Here is a 14109-nt window from a genome sequence, read left to right as displayed (position 1 = left end):
AAGGTCAACCATGGCCCGCACCCCGCTCGACAGCGCCGCCATGGCCGAACACGCCGCAGAGGCTGCAACGCTGCTCAAGAGCCTGGCCCATCCTGCGCGGCTGCGCGTGCTGTGCCGCCTCGTCGAAGGTGAGGCACCAGTACCGGAACTGCAGGCATTGACCGGCCTCAGCGCATCGGCGCTGTCACAGCATCTGGCGGTGCTGCGCGAACTGGATATCGTCGCGACGCGTCGCGAAGCGCAGGCCATCCACTACCGCGTGATTGAAGGGCCCGCACTGGGCGTCCTGCAGGCGCTGCATGCCGCCTACTGCGGCGGCACTTCGCGTTGACACTCAGCCGGCGTGCAGGGCAGGCTGCACGACGTTGTCGAGCAGATCCACCGGGGTCGGCGCCGAACGATCACCTTCCAGCGCCCGGCTGAAACCCGACCAGTCGCTGGCCGACAGCTGGCGCAGCAGCGCCGCATCCACCGGCAACGCGCGCATCGACCAGTACGGAAACTGACGCTGGCCCAGGCGGCCGCGCGCCAGCTCGATGATGTCGACATGGCTGCCGGCCTGCAGGATGCGCTCGTACACCGAATCGATACCGTCCGGCGGCCCCTCGATGTACTGCAGGAATCGCCCGCCGTCATGCAGCAGCACACCGGTCACGCCCGCCATCTTGTTGAAGCGGGCGGCATCGTCGACCAGCGCCTGCAACCGTTCAGCGGAAAGATCCGGCAACGCCTGGCTGACGTAGGCGATGGCACGCAGTGGCATGGTGCTTCCTTGACAAGATGTACACCCACGGTAGCAGTTGCGGACGAGTCCGTCTCAGTGCCCGTGGATGTTTCCTGAAGAATTCAGTTTGCCGCTGCAGGCAGCCCTTCTGCGCGTCTCGGCAGCAGGGCTTCGAACACCACCTGCCCGGCCTCGTTGCGCGCTGCGATGCGCCCCCCGTGCGCGCGCACGAACTGATCGACGATATACAGGCCCAGCCCCAGGCCCTTGCTCTGGTGGAAGCTGGCCTTGAACGGTTCGAACAGCCGCGGCAGCAGCGCGTCGTCGATCCGGCCGGCATTGCTGACCCGGAGCAGCACGCTGCGCGGATCGCGCCCGTCCACCTCCACCCTCGCCTCGCTGCCGTGGGTGAGCGCGTTGCCGACCAGATTGGCGGCAACCTGGCCGAGACGGTCCAGATCGCCCTGCAGCCGCGTATCGCCATGCATGTCCAGATGGATCCGGTCCGCGCCATGCGCGCTGCCCGCTTCGGCCACCACCGCGCGGGTCACGTCGGCCAGATCGCAGGCACTGGTCTGCAGGTGCAGGCCACCGCTGCGGATCCGCGAGAAGTCCAGCAGCTGTTCGACCATGCGTGCCATGCGCAGAGTGCTTGCCTCCAGGTACTGCAGGGTCTGCTGCGCGCCCGCATTGTCCTGCGGGATCTCCATCGCCAGCTTGTCACTGCACAGCAGGATCGCCGACAGCGGCGTGCGCAGGTCGTGGGTCAGCACCGCCGCCATTGTTTCGTTGAGCTTGAGCGCGCGTTCCAGCGCCTCGTTGCGCGCCTTCAGCAGCTGCCGCTGCTGGTACAGCTCAATGAAGACGTTGACCTTGCTCAGGATCACCTGCGGCGCCACCGGCTTGTGCAGGAAATCGACCGCACCGCTCTCGTAGCCCTTGAACACGCGCAGGGGATCATCCGGGGAGGCGGTCAGGAAGATGATCGGCACGTCGCGGCTGCGATGCGAACCGCGCATCAGTTCGGCCAGGGTGAAGCCATCGATCTCCGGCATGTGCACGTCCAGCAGGGCCAGTGCCACCTCGTGCTCGAGCAGCAGCTCCAGCGCCTGCGCGCCGGAGCCGGCCAGCAGCAGATTCACGCCCTCGCGCTGCAGCAGCGCCTGCATGGCCACCAGGTTCTGCGGTACGTCATCGACGATCAGCAGGTTGACCGGGGACTGCGACTGCGCAGGGTCCGGTGGCAGCAGATTCATGCAAACAACTCCTTCAGGCGACGACACATCAGTTCAAGGGGCAGCACGGCATCGGCGCCGGCGTACTGCAGGGCGGAGGCCGGCATCATCGACGCCTCGGCTTCCTCGGGGCATTGCAGCCAGGCACGGCCACCGGCACGGCGCACGGCGGCAACGCCCTCGCTTCCATCACTGCTGGCACCGGTCAGCAGCAGGGCCAATACCTGCGCTCCGAACACCGCAGCAGCGGAGTCGAACAGCGGATCGATGGCCGGACGGGAGAACAGCACCGGCGCATCCACCGACAACGCCACCGCCCCCTCGTCCTCCACCAGCAGGTGGTAATCCGGCGGCGCGAACGTCACCGTGCCCGGCCGCAGCGGTTGCTTGTCTTCGGCTTCGCGCAGCGGCAGCGCGCAGTACGGCGCCAGCACCTCGGCGATGCGGCTGGTACGGTCACGCGGCAGGTGCAGCACGGCCAGTACCGGCACCTGCAGCGTCGCCGGCAGCGCACCGAGTACCGCCTGCAGGGCCGCCACGCCACCGGCAGACGCGCCGATCACCAGCACGGCAGGACGCGCCGGCAGCGCCATCAGGCCACCTTCCGGTACAGGCGGTGCTCGCGCGAACAGACCTCGAAGGCGTCATGGTGGCATCCGAACTGCAGCGATTCCTTGCTGCCAAGACCGAGGAAGCCCCGGTGCACCAGCGCTTCGCGGAACAGGCCGACAGCGCGGTCCTGCAGGTCGCGGTTGAAATAGATCAGCACGTTGCGGCACGACACCAGGTGCACTTCGGAGAACACGGTATCGGTCGCCAGGCTGTGGTCGGCGAACACCACGTTGCGGCGCAGCTGGCGGTCGAACACCGCGCCGTCGTAGGCCGTGGCATAGTAGTCGGACAACGACGCCGTGCCACCGGCCGCCAGATAGTTGCGGCTGAACTGGGCCATCCGGTCGATACCATAGGCGCCCGCCTCGGCGGTGGCCAGCGCGGCCGGATTGATGTCGGTGGCATAGACGATGCTGCGATCAAGCAGGCCTTCCTCATGCAGCAGGATCGCCAGCGACCACACTTCCTCACCGGTGCTGCAACCGGCCACCCACAGCTTCACCGAGGGATAGGTGCGCAGTACCGGCACCACCTGCTCGCGCAGTTCACGGAAATACGCTGGATCACGGAACATCTCCGAGACCTGCACGGTGAAGAACTGCATGGCCTGGGCGAACAGCTCCGGCTCGTGCAGCAGCCGGTACTGCAGGTCGACCAGCCGTTCGCACTCATAGCGCTGCATCGCCTGGCGCATGCGCCGGCGCAGCGACGACACCGCGTAGCTGCGGAAATCGTAGTGGTAGCGCTGGTACAGCGCCTCCAGCAGGACCTTCAGTTCCAGGTCGAACAACGCCTGTTCGTTCATTGCCGCGAGCACCAGACCCGGCACAGCGAGACCAGCTTGTCGACGTCGATGGGCTTGGCGATGTAGTCGTTGGCACCGGCCTGCAGGCACCGCTCGCGGTCATCGGGCATGGCCTTGGCGGTCAGCGCGATGATCGGCAGGTCCTGCAGGTGACGTTGCGCGCGGATCTCGCGCATCGCGGCCAGGCCGTCCTTCTCCGGCATCATGATGTCCATCAGCACCAGGTCGACCTCGCGCTCAGCCAGGCGATCCACCGCTTCCTGGCCGTTACGCGCGATCTCCAGCGTCACGCCCAGCGGCTCAAGCACGCTGGACAGCGCGAAGATGTTGCGCACGTCATCCTCGGCCAGCAAAACAGTACGGCCATCGAGCACGGTGTCGCGACGGCGGGCCTCGCGCAGCAGGCGCTGCTGGTCGGTGGGCAGGCTGGCTTCCACGCTGTGCAGGAACAGGGTGACTTCATCCAGCAGGCGTTCGGGCGAACGCGCGCCCTTGATGATGATGCTCTTCGAATAGCGGCGCAGGCGCTGCTCTTCCTCGCGGCCGAGCGCGCGACCGGTATAGACGATCACCGGCGGGAAGCCGACATCATCATTGCCGGCCATGTGCTCGAGCAGGTCGTAGCCGCTGCCGTCGGGCAGCGACAGGTCCATCACCATGCAGTCGAAGGTGACCGTGCTGAGCTGCTCCAGCGCGCCGGCCAGCGTTCCCACTGCAACGATCTGCAGCTGATCACGGCCCAGCAACAGTTCCAGGTTGTGGCGCAGCTCGCTGTCGTCCTCGACGATCAGCAGGCGCCGCACGTCGCGCTGGCTGGTCTGTTCCAGCTGTTCGATGGCCGTTACCAGCCGCTCGCGCGTGGTCGGCTTGATCGCGAAACCAATCGCACCCAGCTCGCGCGCCACCTGGCTGCGGTCCATCGCCGAAACCACGTGCACCGGGATATGCCGGGTATCGGGGTTGCGCTTCAGGCGCTCCAGCACGCTCAGGCCGGACACGTCCGGCAGGCCGATATCGAGCAGGATGCCGTTGGGGCGCAGTTCGCTGGCCAGGGTCAGCGCCTCTTCGGCGGTCCCGGCCACCACGCAGTCGAAGTCCAGTTCATGCGCCAGGGCCACCAGCGCTTCGGCGAAGGTGGCGTCGTCCTCGACGGCCAGGATCAAGCGGCCGGCGCGTTGGCGACGGCTGCGGTCATCGGCCACGCTGGCGGTGGCGGGCGCCACGGATGCAACGGTCGGTGCGACAGCGGTGCGCGCAGCGATCGGCGGCGCAGGCTGCGGCGCAGGCGCTATTGAGGCGGCGGCAGGCACTTCGCCCGGTTCCGAAACCGGCGCGCCCTGCAGCGGCAGTTCCAGGATGAAGCAGCTGCCGCGACCCGGTTCACTGTCGACCTGGATGCTGCCACCCATGCGCTCGGCCAGATCGCGCGAGATCGACAGGCCCAGGCCGGTGCCACCGTAGCGGCGGCGGGTGCTGCCATCGGCCTGGCGGAAGGCTTCGAAGATGACCTGCAGCTGCTCGCGGGCAATGCCGATACCGCTGTCGCAGACCTCGAAACGGATGCGTCCTTGACCGCCCGCACGCACGTGCAGGCTGACCTTGCCATGCTCGGTGAACTTCACCGCATTGGCCAGCAGGTTCTTCAGGATCTGCTGCAGGCGCTGGCTGTCGACCACCAGCTGGCTCGGCGCCAGCGCATCGGCCTCGATCTGTAGGGCCAGGCCCTTCTGCCGCGCCATCGGCTCGAAGGTCTCGCGCAGGCGCTGCAGCACGCTGTCGGTCACCACCACTTCATCGGCCAGCTCGACGTGGCCGGCCTCGATGCGCGACAGGTCCAGGATGTCGTTGATCAGCGCCAGCAGATCGTTGTTGGACGACAGGATCGCACGCGCATACTTCACCTGTTCCTCGGTGAGCGTGCCGTCCTTGTTGTCGGCCAGCAGCTTGGCCAGGATCAGCGAGCTGTTCAGCGGCGTGCGCAGCTCGTGCGACATGTTGGCCAGGAACTCGGACTTGTAGCGCGATGTCGCGGCCAGTTCGTTGCTGTTGCGCACCAGCTGGCTCTGCGCGACCAGCAGTGCCTGCTTCTGCGCCTCCAGCTCGTGGGTCCGCTCTTCCAGCTGGACGTTGCTCTGTTCCAGCTCGGCCTGCTGTTCTTCCAGATGGCTCTGCGACTGCAGCAGGCTGCGGCTCTGTTCTTCCAGTTCCTCATTGGCCACGCGCAGCTCTTCCTGCTGGGCCTGCAGCTCCTCACCCTGGCGCTGCGATTCCTCCAGCAGTACCACCAGTTGTGCGCGCAGCAGCGATGCACGCAGCGCCATGCCGATGGTCTCGGCACAGCGCTCCAGCAGCTCGACATCGAGTCGATCCTGTTCGCCGGCGCGGGTGCGTCCCAGTTCAATGATGCCCACCACCGCACCATCGCTGCTGATCGGCGCCAGGATGCGCTCGCGCACCGGCAACCGCCCCAGGCTGGTCTGCAGCTCAAGCACCGCATCATCCCCCCCATGCAGGTGGCGGATGCGTTCGTCCCGTGCCACCTGCCCGGCCACGCCCTCCTGCAATGCCAGCGACGCCGGCATACCGGACGGCAACGCCAGACCGCCGGTCAGCTGCAGTCTTCCCCCTTCCAGACGGTAGACGGCGGCGACGTCGGCCTGCAGCTGAGCCCCCAGGCTGGTTGCCGCCGCCTCGGCGATCTGCTCCGGACCCAGATCACCGCGCAGGCTCATCGCCACCGCGTTCTCGGCCTCCTGCAGCCACAGCGCGCGCATCGCGTCGCGCCGCGCCTGGATGGCGCGGGAGACGATCAGCGCGATCATCAGGAACGCACACCCGCCAATGCTGCGGTTGACGAACGAGAACGCCGAGTTGGAGCTGGCCGGGGCAACGTTGTAGCCGATGATCAACAGGATGCAGGCGACGACGGCCACGATGAACGGCGCGCGTGCACTGCGCTGGAACAGCGTGACGCCGACAGCGAGGAAGTACGCCAGCCAGACGGCGTAGCCCAGCGGAACCACCAGTTCCAACGCAATGGTCGCTGCCAGCAGTACGGCGGAGGTCATCCAGATCCAGCGGTCACGCGTAGTCGCACCAGGACGCATGCAGGTCGGTTCCAGAACACAAAGGGTGGGTGATGGTACTCCGTGTCGTATTCAGCCGCACAGGACAAATGGCACGTGTCCCGCCTCCACGCCTCCTTCACACTTGAATGCCTAGCTTCACGTCCCTCACAGGGGTAACACTTATTTTTACGTGGACGCTGCCGCCTCTACGACGTCCGTACTGACGGACCCTTCCCGCCAACTGCGACTGCTGATCGACAGCGTGCGCGACCATGCGCTGTACCTGCTTGATCCTGATGGCATCGTCTGCAGCTGGAACCCGGGCGCGGAGCGCATCAAGGGCTATTCAGCCGGTGAAGTGGTCGGCACGCACTTTGGCCGTTTCTATCTGGCTGCCGATCGCGAAGCCGGGGAACCGCAGCGCCTGCTCCGCCTCGCAGCGCAGCACGGTCACGTCGCCAGTGAAGGCTGGCGGGTGCGCCGCGATGGCTCGTCTTTCCGGGCCAGCGTGGTCATCGAGCCGGTCGTCGAAGCAGGCGAGCTGCTCGGCTTCGTCAAGATCACCCGCGACATCACCGAGCAGTGGCAGGCACAGCGGCTGCTGCGTGATGCCCAACGTGCGCTGCGCAATACCCAACAGTTCGAGACCGTCGGCCGCCTCAGCCGCGGGCTGTCGCACGAGTTCAACAATCTGTTGACCACCATCGGCAACGCCCTGGACCTGCTGTCCCTGCGCGTGAACGGTGACGATGCACGCGCCGCCGAGCTGCTTGATGCGGCGCAGACCGCGACCGATCGTGGTGCGCTGCTGACCCGCCAGCTGCTGGCCTTCAGCACCGGCCAGACCCTGATCCGCGAACCACTGGATATCAATGCGCTGATACGGCAGTGGCTGCCGGACCTGCAACGCACCTGCCCGCCCACGGTGGTGCTGGATGCCCAGCTGGCGCCCGGCCTGCCTGCGATCAACACCGATGCGCTGCAGCTGCAGACGGCGCTGGCCAATCTGGTCGCCAATGCCGCGGATGCTACCCTTGAAGGCGGCCGCATCCTGATCGGCACTGCGCTGGAACATCGCCTCGATCCGGATGCGGACTCCACGCTGCAACGTGGCTATGTCACCCTCAGCGTCTGCGATGAGGGCCACGGGATGGCGGCCGACATCGCCGAACGGGCGACCGAGCCGTTCTTCACCACCAAGGACATCGGCAAAGGCAGCGGCCTGGGCCTGAGCCAGGTGTTCGGATTCACTACCCAGAGCGGCGGCTTCGTCGACGTGTCCACCACGCCCGGTGTCGGCACCACGGTCAGCCTGCTGCTCCCCGCAATGGAGGACCCTGCCGATGACCGATGACCCGATCCGCGTATTGATGGTGGAAGACCAGACCGATCTGCGTGAAATGATCGGCCTGGCCCTGCGCGACCTCGGCATCGACGTGGCCACGACCGCCGATGCGCATGAGGCCGCCGCCCTGCTGAAGGGCGAAGCGCGTTTCGACGTGGTGTTCAGCGACGTCAGCATGCCCAACGGCATGTCCGGCATCGAACTGAGCGAGCATGTGGCGCGCGAACAGCCGCAGGCGCGGATGATCCTGTCGTCCGGTTATGCGCGCTCGCAACTGCCGCCCCTGCCGGAACAGGTGGAATTCCTGCCCAAGCCGTATCGGCTGCGCCAGTTGGTGCAGTTGTTGAAGCAGGCGTAATCCACGTTGCCCCGGCAGCAGGGCCCTGCGGTCAACCCTTCATCGCTCCCCGCTGGAACGAAGCCAGCAGTGTAGAGGCTGCCGCTGCCGGCGCCAGCCGACCGCGCGCCAGTGACCAGGTGATGCCGTAGAAGCAGGTCCAGTAGAAGTCCGCGAGCCACACTGCGGTGAAACCAACATTGAACTCTCCGGCCGCCTGACCACGCAGGAAGAAGGCCTCGAAGCGCTCGCCGATCGGCGCCCAGCGCTCCGGCAGCAGATGCAGGTCACCCTGGCGCTGCTGCTCTTCCATCATCCGCGCGAACAGCAGCGTTACCAGCTCCCAGTCCGCCAGCAGCGTGGCGGTGACTTGCTCCAGCACGTGGCGCGCGTCACCGCCCTCATCGAACCAGACCGCCGCCGCTTCCACGCGCTCGAAGCCGGCCGCGAACAGTGCCTCGTCGATCGCCTCCCGGGTGGGCGCAAACCGGTACAGGGTCGCGCGGCTGATACCGGCCCCGCGCGCGAGTTCGCTGAGGGTGCAGCGTGGATGGCTGACCAGGGTGGCCGCCAGCGCGTGGGGCAGGTCGCGGCGGGTGCGTGCTGCGGCAGGTCGCATGAAAGCGCTGAGGTGTGGGTTCGCCCTCACGCTATCATGAATCACCAATTAATAAACTGAATCAAAGATGATTCATTCGGATCACCGATGCGCTAAAACAGAGATGCGTCCGGTGCACCCGGGTCGGTGCACGGCAGGGAACGCGTCACAGGCATCGAAGGAGACAACGCCATGCTGCATCCACTACGCGATATCGCTGTGTTGTTCGACGCCAGCGACACCGGGGACCGCGTTCTCAACATCGCCGCCCATCTGGCGCAGGCACAGCAGGCCCATCTGGTCGCGGTCTCCACCGCCCAGCATCCCACCGACATCGCCAACGGCTTCGCGCGCGGTGCCGGCATCGCCGCCGCGCTCGACCACGAGGCGCGCGCGGATGCCGCCTGCACCGCGCAGCTGATGCAGAACCTGCGTGCCGTGTCCGAGCCGCTGCAGATCAGCACCGAACTGCGCATCGTCTCGGACTATCTGGGCGGCGCCGACCTGGCCCTGCAGTCGCTGTACTGCGACCTGATCATCGCCGGCTATCCGCGTACTCCCGGCGCCCCTTCTGGCTGGCACCCGCTGGGAACGCTGCGCCAGACCGGCGTGCCGATGCTGCTGGTACCACCACATTGGCAAGGCGACCAGGTCGGCCATCGCATCGTGGTGGCCTGGAACGCCAGCAAGCAGGCACGTCGTGCGGTAGCCGATGCGTTGCCGCTGCTGGCACGTGCGAAAGCGGTGCACCTGCTGATGGTCGACACGCCCAAGGCCGAGGCCACACCTGGCGCCGAGATGGCCCAGCACCTGGCGCGGCACGGCGTCGAAGTAGAGATCCAGGCGATCAGTTCAAGCCAGGGCGGCGTTGCCGCGACCATCCGCCAGCACGTGCTCGATGCCGACGCCGACCTGCTGGTGCTGGGCCCCTACAGCCGCAGCCGGGTGGTCGAGCGTGTGCTCGGCGGGGTCACCGAGGATCTGCTGGCCGAAGTACCGGCGCCCTTGTTCGTGTCGCACTAGTACCGCCCTGCCCTGCCCGGCGATAGCCGGTCAGCGACTGCCCGGCGTGCCGCCGGAAGTAGCGGCACAGGTAGGATGCATCCTCGAAGCACAGTCGCTCGGCGATACGACCGATCGGCAATTCGCTGTAGGTCAGCAGCGCCTTGATTTCCAGCACCACCTGGCGATCAATCAACGCCTTTGGCGTTTCGTCGAAGCACTCGCGGGTCAGCTGCGAAAGATAGAACGGGGTGATGCACAGCGCGTCGGCATAGGACTGCACGTCGCGCTGGCGCGTGCTGCGCTCACCGACCAGTTCCCAGAAATTCCAGGCCAAGCGCTCGCGTCGGCTGACCTGCGCCACGGCCACACTGCGCGCCGGCAACAGCGTTGCGAATTTGAGGAAGAACGTCTGCAGCAGGTTGCGCAGCATCACGTGACGATAGCGGCCGCCATTGTGCTGCGCATCCATCAACTGCTGCAGCCAGCCCTGCAGCAGCGGCACGTCCAGCGGCGACGGCACGCAGTGGGGCTGATCGTGCAGGAACTTGAACAGTGCATTGGGAAGCACATAGGCCACTTCCGATGCCAGCGCCTTGGGCATCAGGCAGACCACCGCCAGAAAGCCGCGTGAGCGCTGCCGCAGCAGCGCCAGCGTGTCCTCTGCCAGCACCAGCACATCGTGCCGCTGCACCGCTACCTCGCGGAAGTTCAGTGCAAAGCGTGCGCGCCCCGATACGCATACCAGCACCGCCAGATAAGCGTGGCCGAACGACAGCGGGACGCCCTGCCCTTCGGCCAGCGTACTGACCTCCAAGCGCATGGATTCGTCCTGGTCCAGGAGCTGGGGTACGCGATCCATCGGCCGATCCGGCTGTATTCCGGGCCCCAGCATACCCGGGCTCGGCCACCCGTTGTGAAAAGTACCGAAACCATCAAGGTCCCGCTCCGGGCCGATCGCGCCTGGCGACCTAGCCTGTGCACTCTCTTTGTTCCCGTGGAATTGACATGCAGCTGCACACCGAACGCTTGATCCTTCGCCCCTGGCGCGACACCGACGCTGCCGATCTGTACGAGTACGCCCGCGACCCGCGCGTGGGCCCCATCGCCGGCTGGCCGGTGCACACCAGCGTTGAGGAAAGTACCGAAATCATCCGCACCGTCTTCAACCGGCCAGAGGTCTACGCGCTGCAGAGCCGCGAGGACGGCCACGCGATCGGCTGTGTCGGCATCCTGATCGGCACCGACAGCAACTTCGAGATCAGCGATCGAGAGGGTGAGATCGCCTACTGGATCGGCGTTCCGTACTGGGGCCGCGGACTGGTGCCCGAAGCGGCGCGCGAAGTGATGCGGCACGCCTTCATGCAGCTGGAACTGGACGCACTGTGGTGCGGCTACTTCGCTGACAACCTGCAATCGCTCAGCGCACAGAGTAAATGCGGTTTCCAGCATCACCATACCGAAGTGAACAAGTTCAACAGCTTCCTCGGCGACTACCGCACAGAGCACATCAGCCGCATCACCCGCGAGCAATGGTTTGCCCTGCAGGCCACCTTGCCAGCATGAGCGGAGTTCAGGCCGACGTGCGCTGCATGAACAGAAGTTCCGGCGTCGAGGACGCATCAACCTGCTGGAAACCGAGGTCGCGATACAGGGTCACGGCGGCGGTGTTGTCACGATAGACGCGCAACGTGAGGCGCTGCACACCGTCTTCGCGCATGGCCTGTGCACTCAAGGCGTGCATGAGCAGCCGGCCAAGGCCGCGCCCGCGTGCCAGGGGGGAAACAATGATGCGACCCAGGTGCGCGGTGCCGGCGTCGGTCATCCAGTACTGGCCAAAGCCCAGGCACTGGCCCTGCTCGTCCAGCAGCGCCCAGCCCGGCCTCGGCCCGAGTTCGAGCACCTGCGCGAACCGTTCCTGCGGCAAGGGAAACGGCACGCCGGGGCCCGCCCAGCGCTGGGTGGCCTCGGCGGAATCAAGCCAATCGGCAATGGTGGCGTAGTGGGAAGGCTGGACGGCGCAAAGGCTTGGTTTCATGACCCGCATGGTGCGTCATTCGTGACGATTAGACACGCTGCGTGGCGACACTTGAGTTTTGTCATAGGACAATAAACAATTCTAGGCGTCCAGCCCATTCCCCCTTCGGGAGATCCCATGTTCAAAGGCCTCAGCGCGTTTCCACTGACCCCGCTCTCTGAAGCCGGCATCGACTTTCGTGCGTTTGCCGGACTGATCGAGCGCCTGGCCGATTCCGATGTTGATTCGATGGGCGTGCTTGGCTCCACTGGCAGCTACGCCTATCTGGAGAAGCACGAGCGCAAGCGCGTGCTGCGCGAAGCGCTCGCGTACGCCGGGGGTGTTCCGGTGATCGCCGGCATCGGTGCATTGCGTACCCGCGATGTGCTGGAACTGGCGCTGGACGCCGAGAATGCAGGTGCTGCAGGCCTGCTGCTCGCCCCCGTGTCCTACCAGCCCCTGAAGGATCACGAGGTGCAAGCGCTGTTCGAAACAGTATGCGCAGCGGTGCGCACGCCGATCTGCGTCTACGACAATCCGGGCACCACGCATTTCCGCTTTACCGATGCACTGCATGGCCGGATCGCCGCGCTGCCCAACATCGCTTCGATCAAGATTCCGCGCCTCGCTGATGATCCGGCCGATGCGGCCGCCCGCGTTGCTGCACTCCGTGCGTGCGTTCCCGCACATGTGACGCTGGGCGTCAGTGGTGACGCCTCGGCGGTGCGTGGACTGCTGGCGGGGTGCGATGGCTGGTATTCGGTAACCGCCGGGCTTTTCCCCGAGGTAGCGCTGCAGATCATGCGGGCCGTGGGGAGTGGCGATGAAGAGGGTGCTATTGCCCTGTCTGCGCGGCTGGCGCCGCTGTGGTCCCTGTATGACCGGTTCGGCGGGATTCGCGTCATGGCCTGCGCGGCGGCGCTGCTGGGGCTGTGCGGCGAGGACTGCCTGCCGTTGCCATTGCAGGGGCTGCGTGGTGGCGAGCGCGAGGAGGTGGCGGCGGTGCTGGGCGGACTGGGGTTGTTGTAGAACCCCGGAGTGCGGCTGCCAGGCGCCTGCGGAAAATGGTGACCCCGGCCCGATTCGAACGGGCGACCTTCCCCTTAGGAGGGGGACGCTCTATCCAGCTGAGCTACGGGGCCATTGGCAGCGGGAAAGGATACCTCGTCTGGCTGAATGGACCAAGCGCGGGGCGTTCTGCAGGACGCCCAGCATCAGTATTCTGTGCGCATCTACCCGCTGCACTTATACCGTCGCCGCATGATGACCTTCTGGGAGAGACTGTCTGCACTCGGCGACAGCCGCGCCTTGTTTCCGCTTGCCACTGTACTCGCCTTGTTCCTGCCAACCTCCCACCGCCACCTGCTATGGCGCTGGGCCGTGGCCATCACGGTGGTCGCCGCGACCACTCTGGCCAGCAAGATCGCCTTCATGGGCTGGGGTTTCGGGTTGGAGCATCTGGATTTCACCGGCATCTCCGGGCATGCCGCCATGTCCAGCGTGCTCTATCCCGTGACCTTATGGCTGCTGGCCAGCGGCCGCAACCGACACTTGCGGGTCTGGGCCGTCGCTGGCGCGGGGCTTGCAGTCGCGATCGGATACTCTCGACTGCCTTTGCGGGCTCATTCCCCCTCCGAGATCATCATAGGATTCAGCCTCGGCCTGGCCGCGTCGGCTTGGGTGCTGCGTCACGGACAGACGCTGGGCAACATCCTGGCGGTGCATGGCCGCGCCGCGTTGCTGGCCATTGCCGCCGCCATGACCACGCCGATATTGCTCGCAGATTTACACACTCATGACCTCGTGAAGGCAACTGCGAAGACACTGTCCGGCCGCGCGCAGGCATTCGAGCGCCAGAATCTACGCGGCCATTTGTCGCCAGACAGAAGCCATCACTAGACACTAAGTTTTCACAAATCTTGACAGCAAGGGTTCATCCTCAGAATATGTGAAAGGAATTTTCCCTGACGGAGCAGGCCTCCCATGTTCAAGAAGACGATCGCAGTTGTGGCACTGGCGGCCCTGTCCGCCTCCCCGATGATGAGTTTCGCGCAGGAAGCGCAGGCTACGGCCGGCTCTGGAGCTACCGCGACTGAAGTCGCAGGCGCAGAAGCTGCAGGTATCTCGTCGGCTGCCGTGGTCGGTACCACTGTGATTGCAGTCGCGGCGGCGGCTGTTGCTTACAGCATCGGCGGCGACAGCACCAGCGGAAGCAATGACGGCGGTAACGGCACCGATCCCGGCGGCCCGGGCCCTGGCGGCCCCGGCACCGGCGGTACGGGCGGCACCGGCGGTACGGGCGGCACCGGCGGTACTGGCGGCACCGGCGGCTGATCAGCGCACCGCGTACCACTCAGGCCCTCGCC

At 66.1% G+C, this 14109-nt stretch carries 16 protein-coding genes and 1 tRNA gene; 8 read left to right on the top strand and 9 right to left on the bottom strand.

Going from position 1 to position 14109, the window contains the following annotated elements:
• The first annotated feature begins 10 nt into the window (after window positions 1–10).
• The gene (locus ACX9OT_RS12575) at window positions 11–331 is read left to right on the top strand and encodes an ArsR/SmtB family transcription factor (protein WP_071228893.1); all 321 of its coding nucleotides are present in this window, start codon (window positions 11–13) and stop codon (window positions 329–331) included.
• A 3-nt stretch (window positions 332–334) separates the two neighbouring features.
• On the opposite strand, the gene ACX9OT_RS12570 is transcribed toward ACX9OT_RS12575, so the two are convergent.
• From ACX9OT_RS12570 to ACX9OT_RS12550, 5 genes are all read right to left on the bottom strand, one after another.
• Window positions 335–763 carry a BLUF domain-containing protein gene (locus ACX9OT_RS12570; protein WP_032127425.1) on the bottom strand — a complete coding sequence of 143 codons (429 nt, stop codon included), beginning with the start codon at window positions 761–763 and terminating at the stop codon, window positions 335–337.
• Between the two features lie 83 nt (window positions 764–846).
• A complete protein-coding gene (locus ACX9OT_RS12565; RefSeq protein WP_459002363.1) occupies window positions 847–1980 on the bottom strand; it encodes a hybrid sensor histidine kinase/response regulator in 1134 nt (377 codons plus the stop codon).
• Entirely contained in the window at window positions 1977–2552 is a 576-nt protein-coding gene (locus tag ACX9OT_RS12560) for a chemotaxis protein CheB (protein ID WP_107431770.1), read from the bottom strand. Before ACX9OT_RS12560 ends, ACX9OT_RS12565 begins: the two co-directional genes overlap by 4 nt.
• Window positions 2552–3376, bottom strand: a complete 825-nt coding sequence (locus tag ACX9OT_RS12555; protein ID WP_032127427.1) for a CheR family methyltransferase — start codon at window positions 3374–3376, stop codon at window positions 2552–2554. The genes ACX9OT_RS12560 and ACX9OT_RS12555 overlap by 1 nt, the downstream gene beginning before the upstream one ends.
• The gene (locus ACX9OT_RS12550; RefSeq protein ID WP_049462031.1) at window positions 3373–6483 is read right to left on the bottom strand and encodes a response regulator; all 3111 of its coding nucleotides are present in this window, start codon (window positions 6481–6483) and stop codon (window positions 3373–3375) included. Before ACX9OT_RS12550 ends, ACX9OT_RS12555 begins: the two co-directional genes overlap by 4 nt.
• 151 nt (window positions 6484–6634) lie before the next feature.
• On the opposite strand from ACX9OT_RS12550, the gene ACX9OT_RS12545 reads away from it, so the two are divergent.
• Both ACX9OT_RS12545 and ACX9OT_RS12540 read left to right on the top strand, forming a co-directional pair.
• Window positions 6635–7798 carry a two-component system sensor histidine kinase NtrB gene (locus tag ACX9OT_RS12545; RefSeq protein ID WP_459002360.1) on the top strand — a complete coding sequence of 388 codons (1164 nt, stop codon included), beginning with the start codon at window positions 6635–6637 and terminating at the stop codon, window positions 7796–7798.
• Window positions 7788–8147, top strand: a complete 360-nt coding sequence (locus tag ACX9OT_RS12540; protein WP_010482617.1) for a response regulator — start codon at window positions 7788–7790, stop codon at window positions 8145–8147. Before ACX9OT_RS12545 ends, ACX9OT_RS12540 begins: the two co-directional genes overlap by 11 nt.
• A gap of 31 nt (window positions 8148–8178) precedes the next feature.
• Here ACX9OT_RS12540 and ACX9OT_RS12535 read toward each other — a convergent pair whose 3' ends face one another.
• On the bottom strand, window positions 8179–8745 hold the full coding sequence (locus ACX9OT_RS12535; protein ID WP_107431768.1) for a TetR/AcrR family transcriptional regulator: 567 nt from the start codon (window positions 8743–8745) through the stop codon (window positions 8179–8181).
• A 171-nt stretch (window positions 8746–8916) separates the two neighbouring features.
• On the opposite strand from ACX9OT_RS12535, the gene ACX9OT_RS12530 reads away from it, so the two are divergent.
• Window positions 8917–9747, top strand: a complete 831-nt coding sequence (locus ACX9OT_RS12530) for a universal stress protein (protein ID WP_049398529.1) — start codon at window positions 8917–8919, stop codon at window positions 9745–9747.
• Here the strand turns inward: ACX9OT_RS12530 and ACX9OT_RS12525 are convergent.
• Window positions 9695–10588 carry a helix-turn-helix domain-containing protein gene (locus ACX9OT_RS12525; RefSeq protein ID WP_107431766.1) on the bottom strand — a complete coding sequence of 298 codons (894 nt, stop codon included), beginning with the start codon at window positions 10586–10588 and terminating at the stop codon, window positions 9695–9697. The two genes, ACX9OT_RS12530 and ACX9OT_RS12525, sit on opposite strands and share 53 nt — an antisense overlap.
• 146 nt (window positions 10589–10734) lie before the next feature.
• On the opposite strand from ACX9OT_RS12525, the gene ACX9OT_RS12520 reads away from it, so the two are divergent.
• Complete coding sequence (locus tag ACX9OT_RS12520) at window positions 10735–11292, top strand: GNAT family N-acetyltransferase (RefSeq protein ID WP_459002356.1); 558 nt, start codon at window positions 10735–10737, stop codon at window positions 11290–11292.
• A gap of 7 nt (window positions 11293–11299) precedes the next feature.
• Here the strand turns inward: ACX9OT_RS12520 and ACX9OT_RS12515 are convergent, their stop codons facing one another.
• Window positions 11300–11773, bottom strand: a complete 474-nt coding sequence (locus ACX9OT_RS12515) for a GNAT family N-acetyltransferase (RefSeq protein WP_094001887.1) — start codon at window positions 11771–11773, stop codon at window positions 11300–11302.
• A gap of 108 nt (window positions 11774–11881) precedes the next feature.
• Here ACX9OT_RS12515 and ACX9OT_RS12510 point away from each other — a divergent pair, with 108 nt between their 5' ends.
• Entirely contained in the window at window positions 11882–12772 is an 891-nt protein-coding gene (locus tag ACX9OT_RS12510; RefSeq protein WP_459002354.1) for a dihydrodipicolinate synthase family protein, read from the top strand.
• Between the two features lie 36 nt (window positions 12773–12808).
• Here the strand turns inward: ACX9OT_RS12510 and ACX9OT_RS12505 are convergent.
• Window positions 12809–12885 (bottom strand) — tRNA-Arg (locus ACX9OT_RS12505).
• A gap of 118 nt (window positions 12886–13003) precedes the next feature.
• Between ACX9OT_RS12505 and ACX9OT_RS12500 the strand changes: the two genes are divergently transcribed.
• Together ACX9OT_RS12500 and ACX9OT_RS12495 are read left to right on the top strand one after the other, a co-directional pair.
• Window positions 13004–13642 (top strand): phosphatase PAP2 family protein, encoded by a 639-nt coding sequence (locus ACX9OT_RS12500; RefSeq protein WP_459002352.1) that lies wholly within the window; start codon window positions 13004–13006, stop codon window positions 13640–13642.
• Window positions 13643–13726: 84 nt separating this feature from the next.
• Window positions 13727–14077 (top strand): hypothetical protein, encoded by a 351-nt coding sequence (locus ACX9OT_RS12495; RefSeq protein WP_293794804.1) that lies wholly within the window; start codon window positions 13727–13729, stop codon window positions 14075–14077.
• Window positions 14078–14109 lie beyond the last annotated feature (32 nt).

The organism is Stenotrophomonas genospecies 3, from assembly GCF_054473855.1.
Note: the sequence above shows the minus strand (reverse complement) of the source record. Positions and strands in the feature narration are given on the sequence as shown.

Coding starts and splice junctions, on each gene's coding strand:
- ACX9OT_RS12530 (WP_049398529.1), top strand. CDS start 8,917: ATGCTGCATCCACTACGCGATATCGCTGTGTTGTTCGACGCCAGCGAC.
- ACX9OT_RS12575 (WP_071228893.1), top strand. CDS start 11: ATGGCCCGCACCCCGCTCGACAGCGCCGCCATGGCCGAACACGCCGCA.
- ACX9OT_RS12515 (WP_094001887.1), bottom strand. CDS start 11,773: ATGCGGGTCATGAAACCAAGCCTTTGCGCCGTCCAGCCTTCCCACTAC.
- ACX9OT_RS12570 (WP_032127425.1), bottom strand. CDS start 763: ATGCCACTGCGTGCCATCGCCTACGTCAGCCAGGCGTTGCCGGATCTT.
- ACX9OT_RS12540 (WP_010482617.1), top strand. CDS start 7,788: ATGACCGATGACCCGATCCGCGTATTGATGGTGGAAGACCAGACCGAT.
- ACX9OT_RS12525 (WP_107431766.1), bottom strand. CDS start 10,588: ATGGATCGCGTACCCCAGCTCCTGGACCAGGACGAATCCATGCGCTTG.
- ACX9OT_RS12520 (WP_459002356.1), top strand. CDS start 10,735: ATGCAGCTGCACACCGAACGCTTGATCCTTCGCCCCTGGCGCGACACC.
- ACX9OT_RS12495 (WP_293794804.1), top strand. CDS start 13,727: ATGTTCAAGAAGACGATCGCAGTTGTGGCACTGGCGGCCCTGTCCGCC.
- ACX9OT_RS12510 (WP_459002354.1), top strand. CDS start 11,882: ATGTTCAAAGGCCTCAGCGCGTTTCCACTGACCCCGCTCTCTGAAGCC.
- ACX9OT_RS12500 (WP_459002352.1), top strand. CDS start 13,004: ATGATGACCTTCTGGGAGAGACTGTCTGCACTCGGCGACAGCCGCGCC.
- ACX9OT_RS12560 (WP_107431770.1), bottom strand. CDS start 2,552: ATGGCGCTGCCGGCGCGTCCTGCCGTGCTGGTGATCGGCGCGTCTGCC.
- ACX9OT_RS12565 (WP_459002363.1), bottom strand. CDS start 1,980: ATGAATCTGCTGCCACCGGACCCTGCGCAGTCGCAGTCCCCGGTCAAC.
- ACX9OT_RS12535 (WP_107431768.1), bottom strand. CDS start 8,745: ATGCGACCTGCCGCAGCACGCACCCGCCGCGACCTGCCCCACGCGCTG.
- ACX9OT_RS12555 (WP_032127427.1), bottom strand. CDS start 3,376: ATGAACGAACAGGCGTTGTTCGACCTGGAACTGAAGGTCCTGCTGGAG.
- ACX9OT_RS12550 (WP_049462031.1), bottom strand. CDS start 6,483: ATGCGTCCTGGTGCGACTACGCGTGACCGCTGGATCTGGATGACCTCC.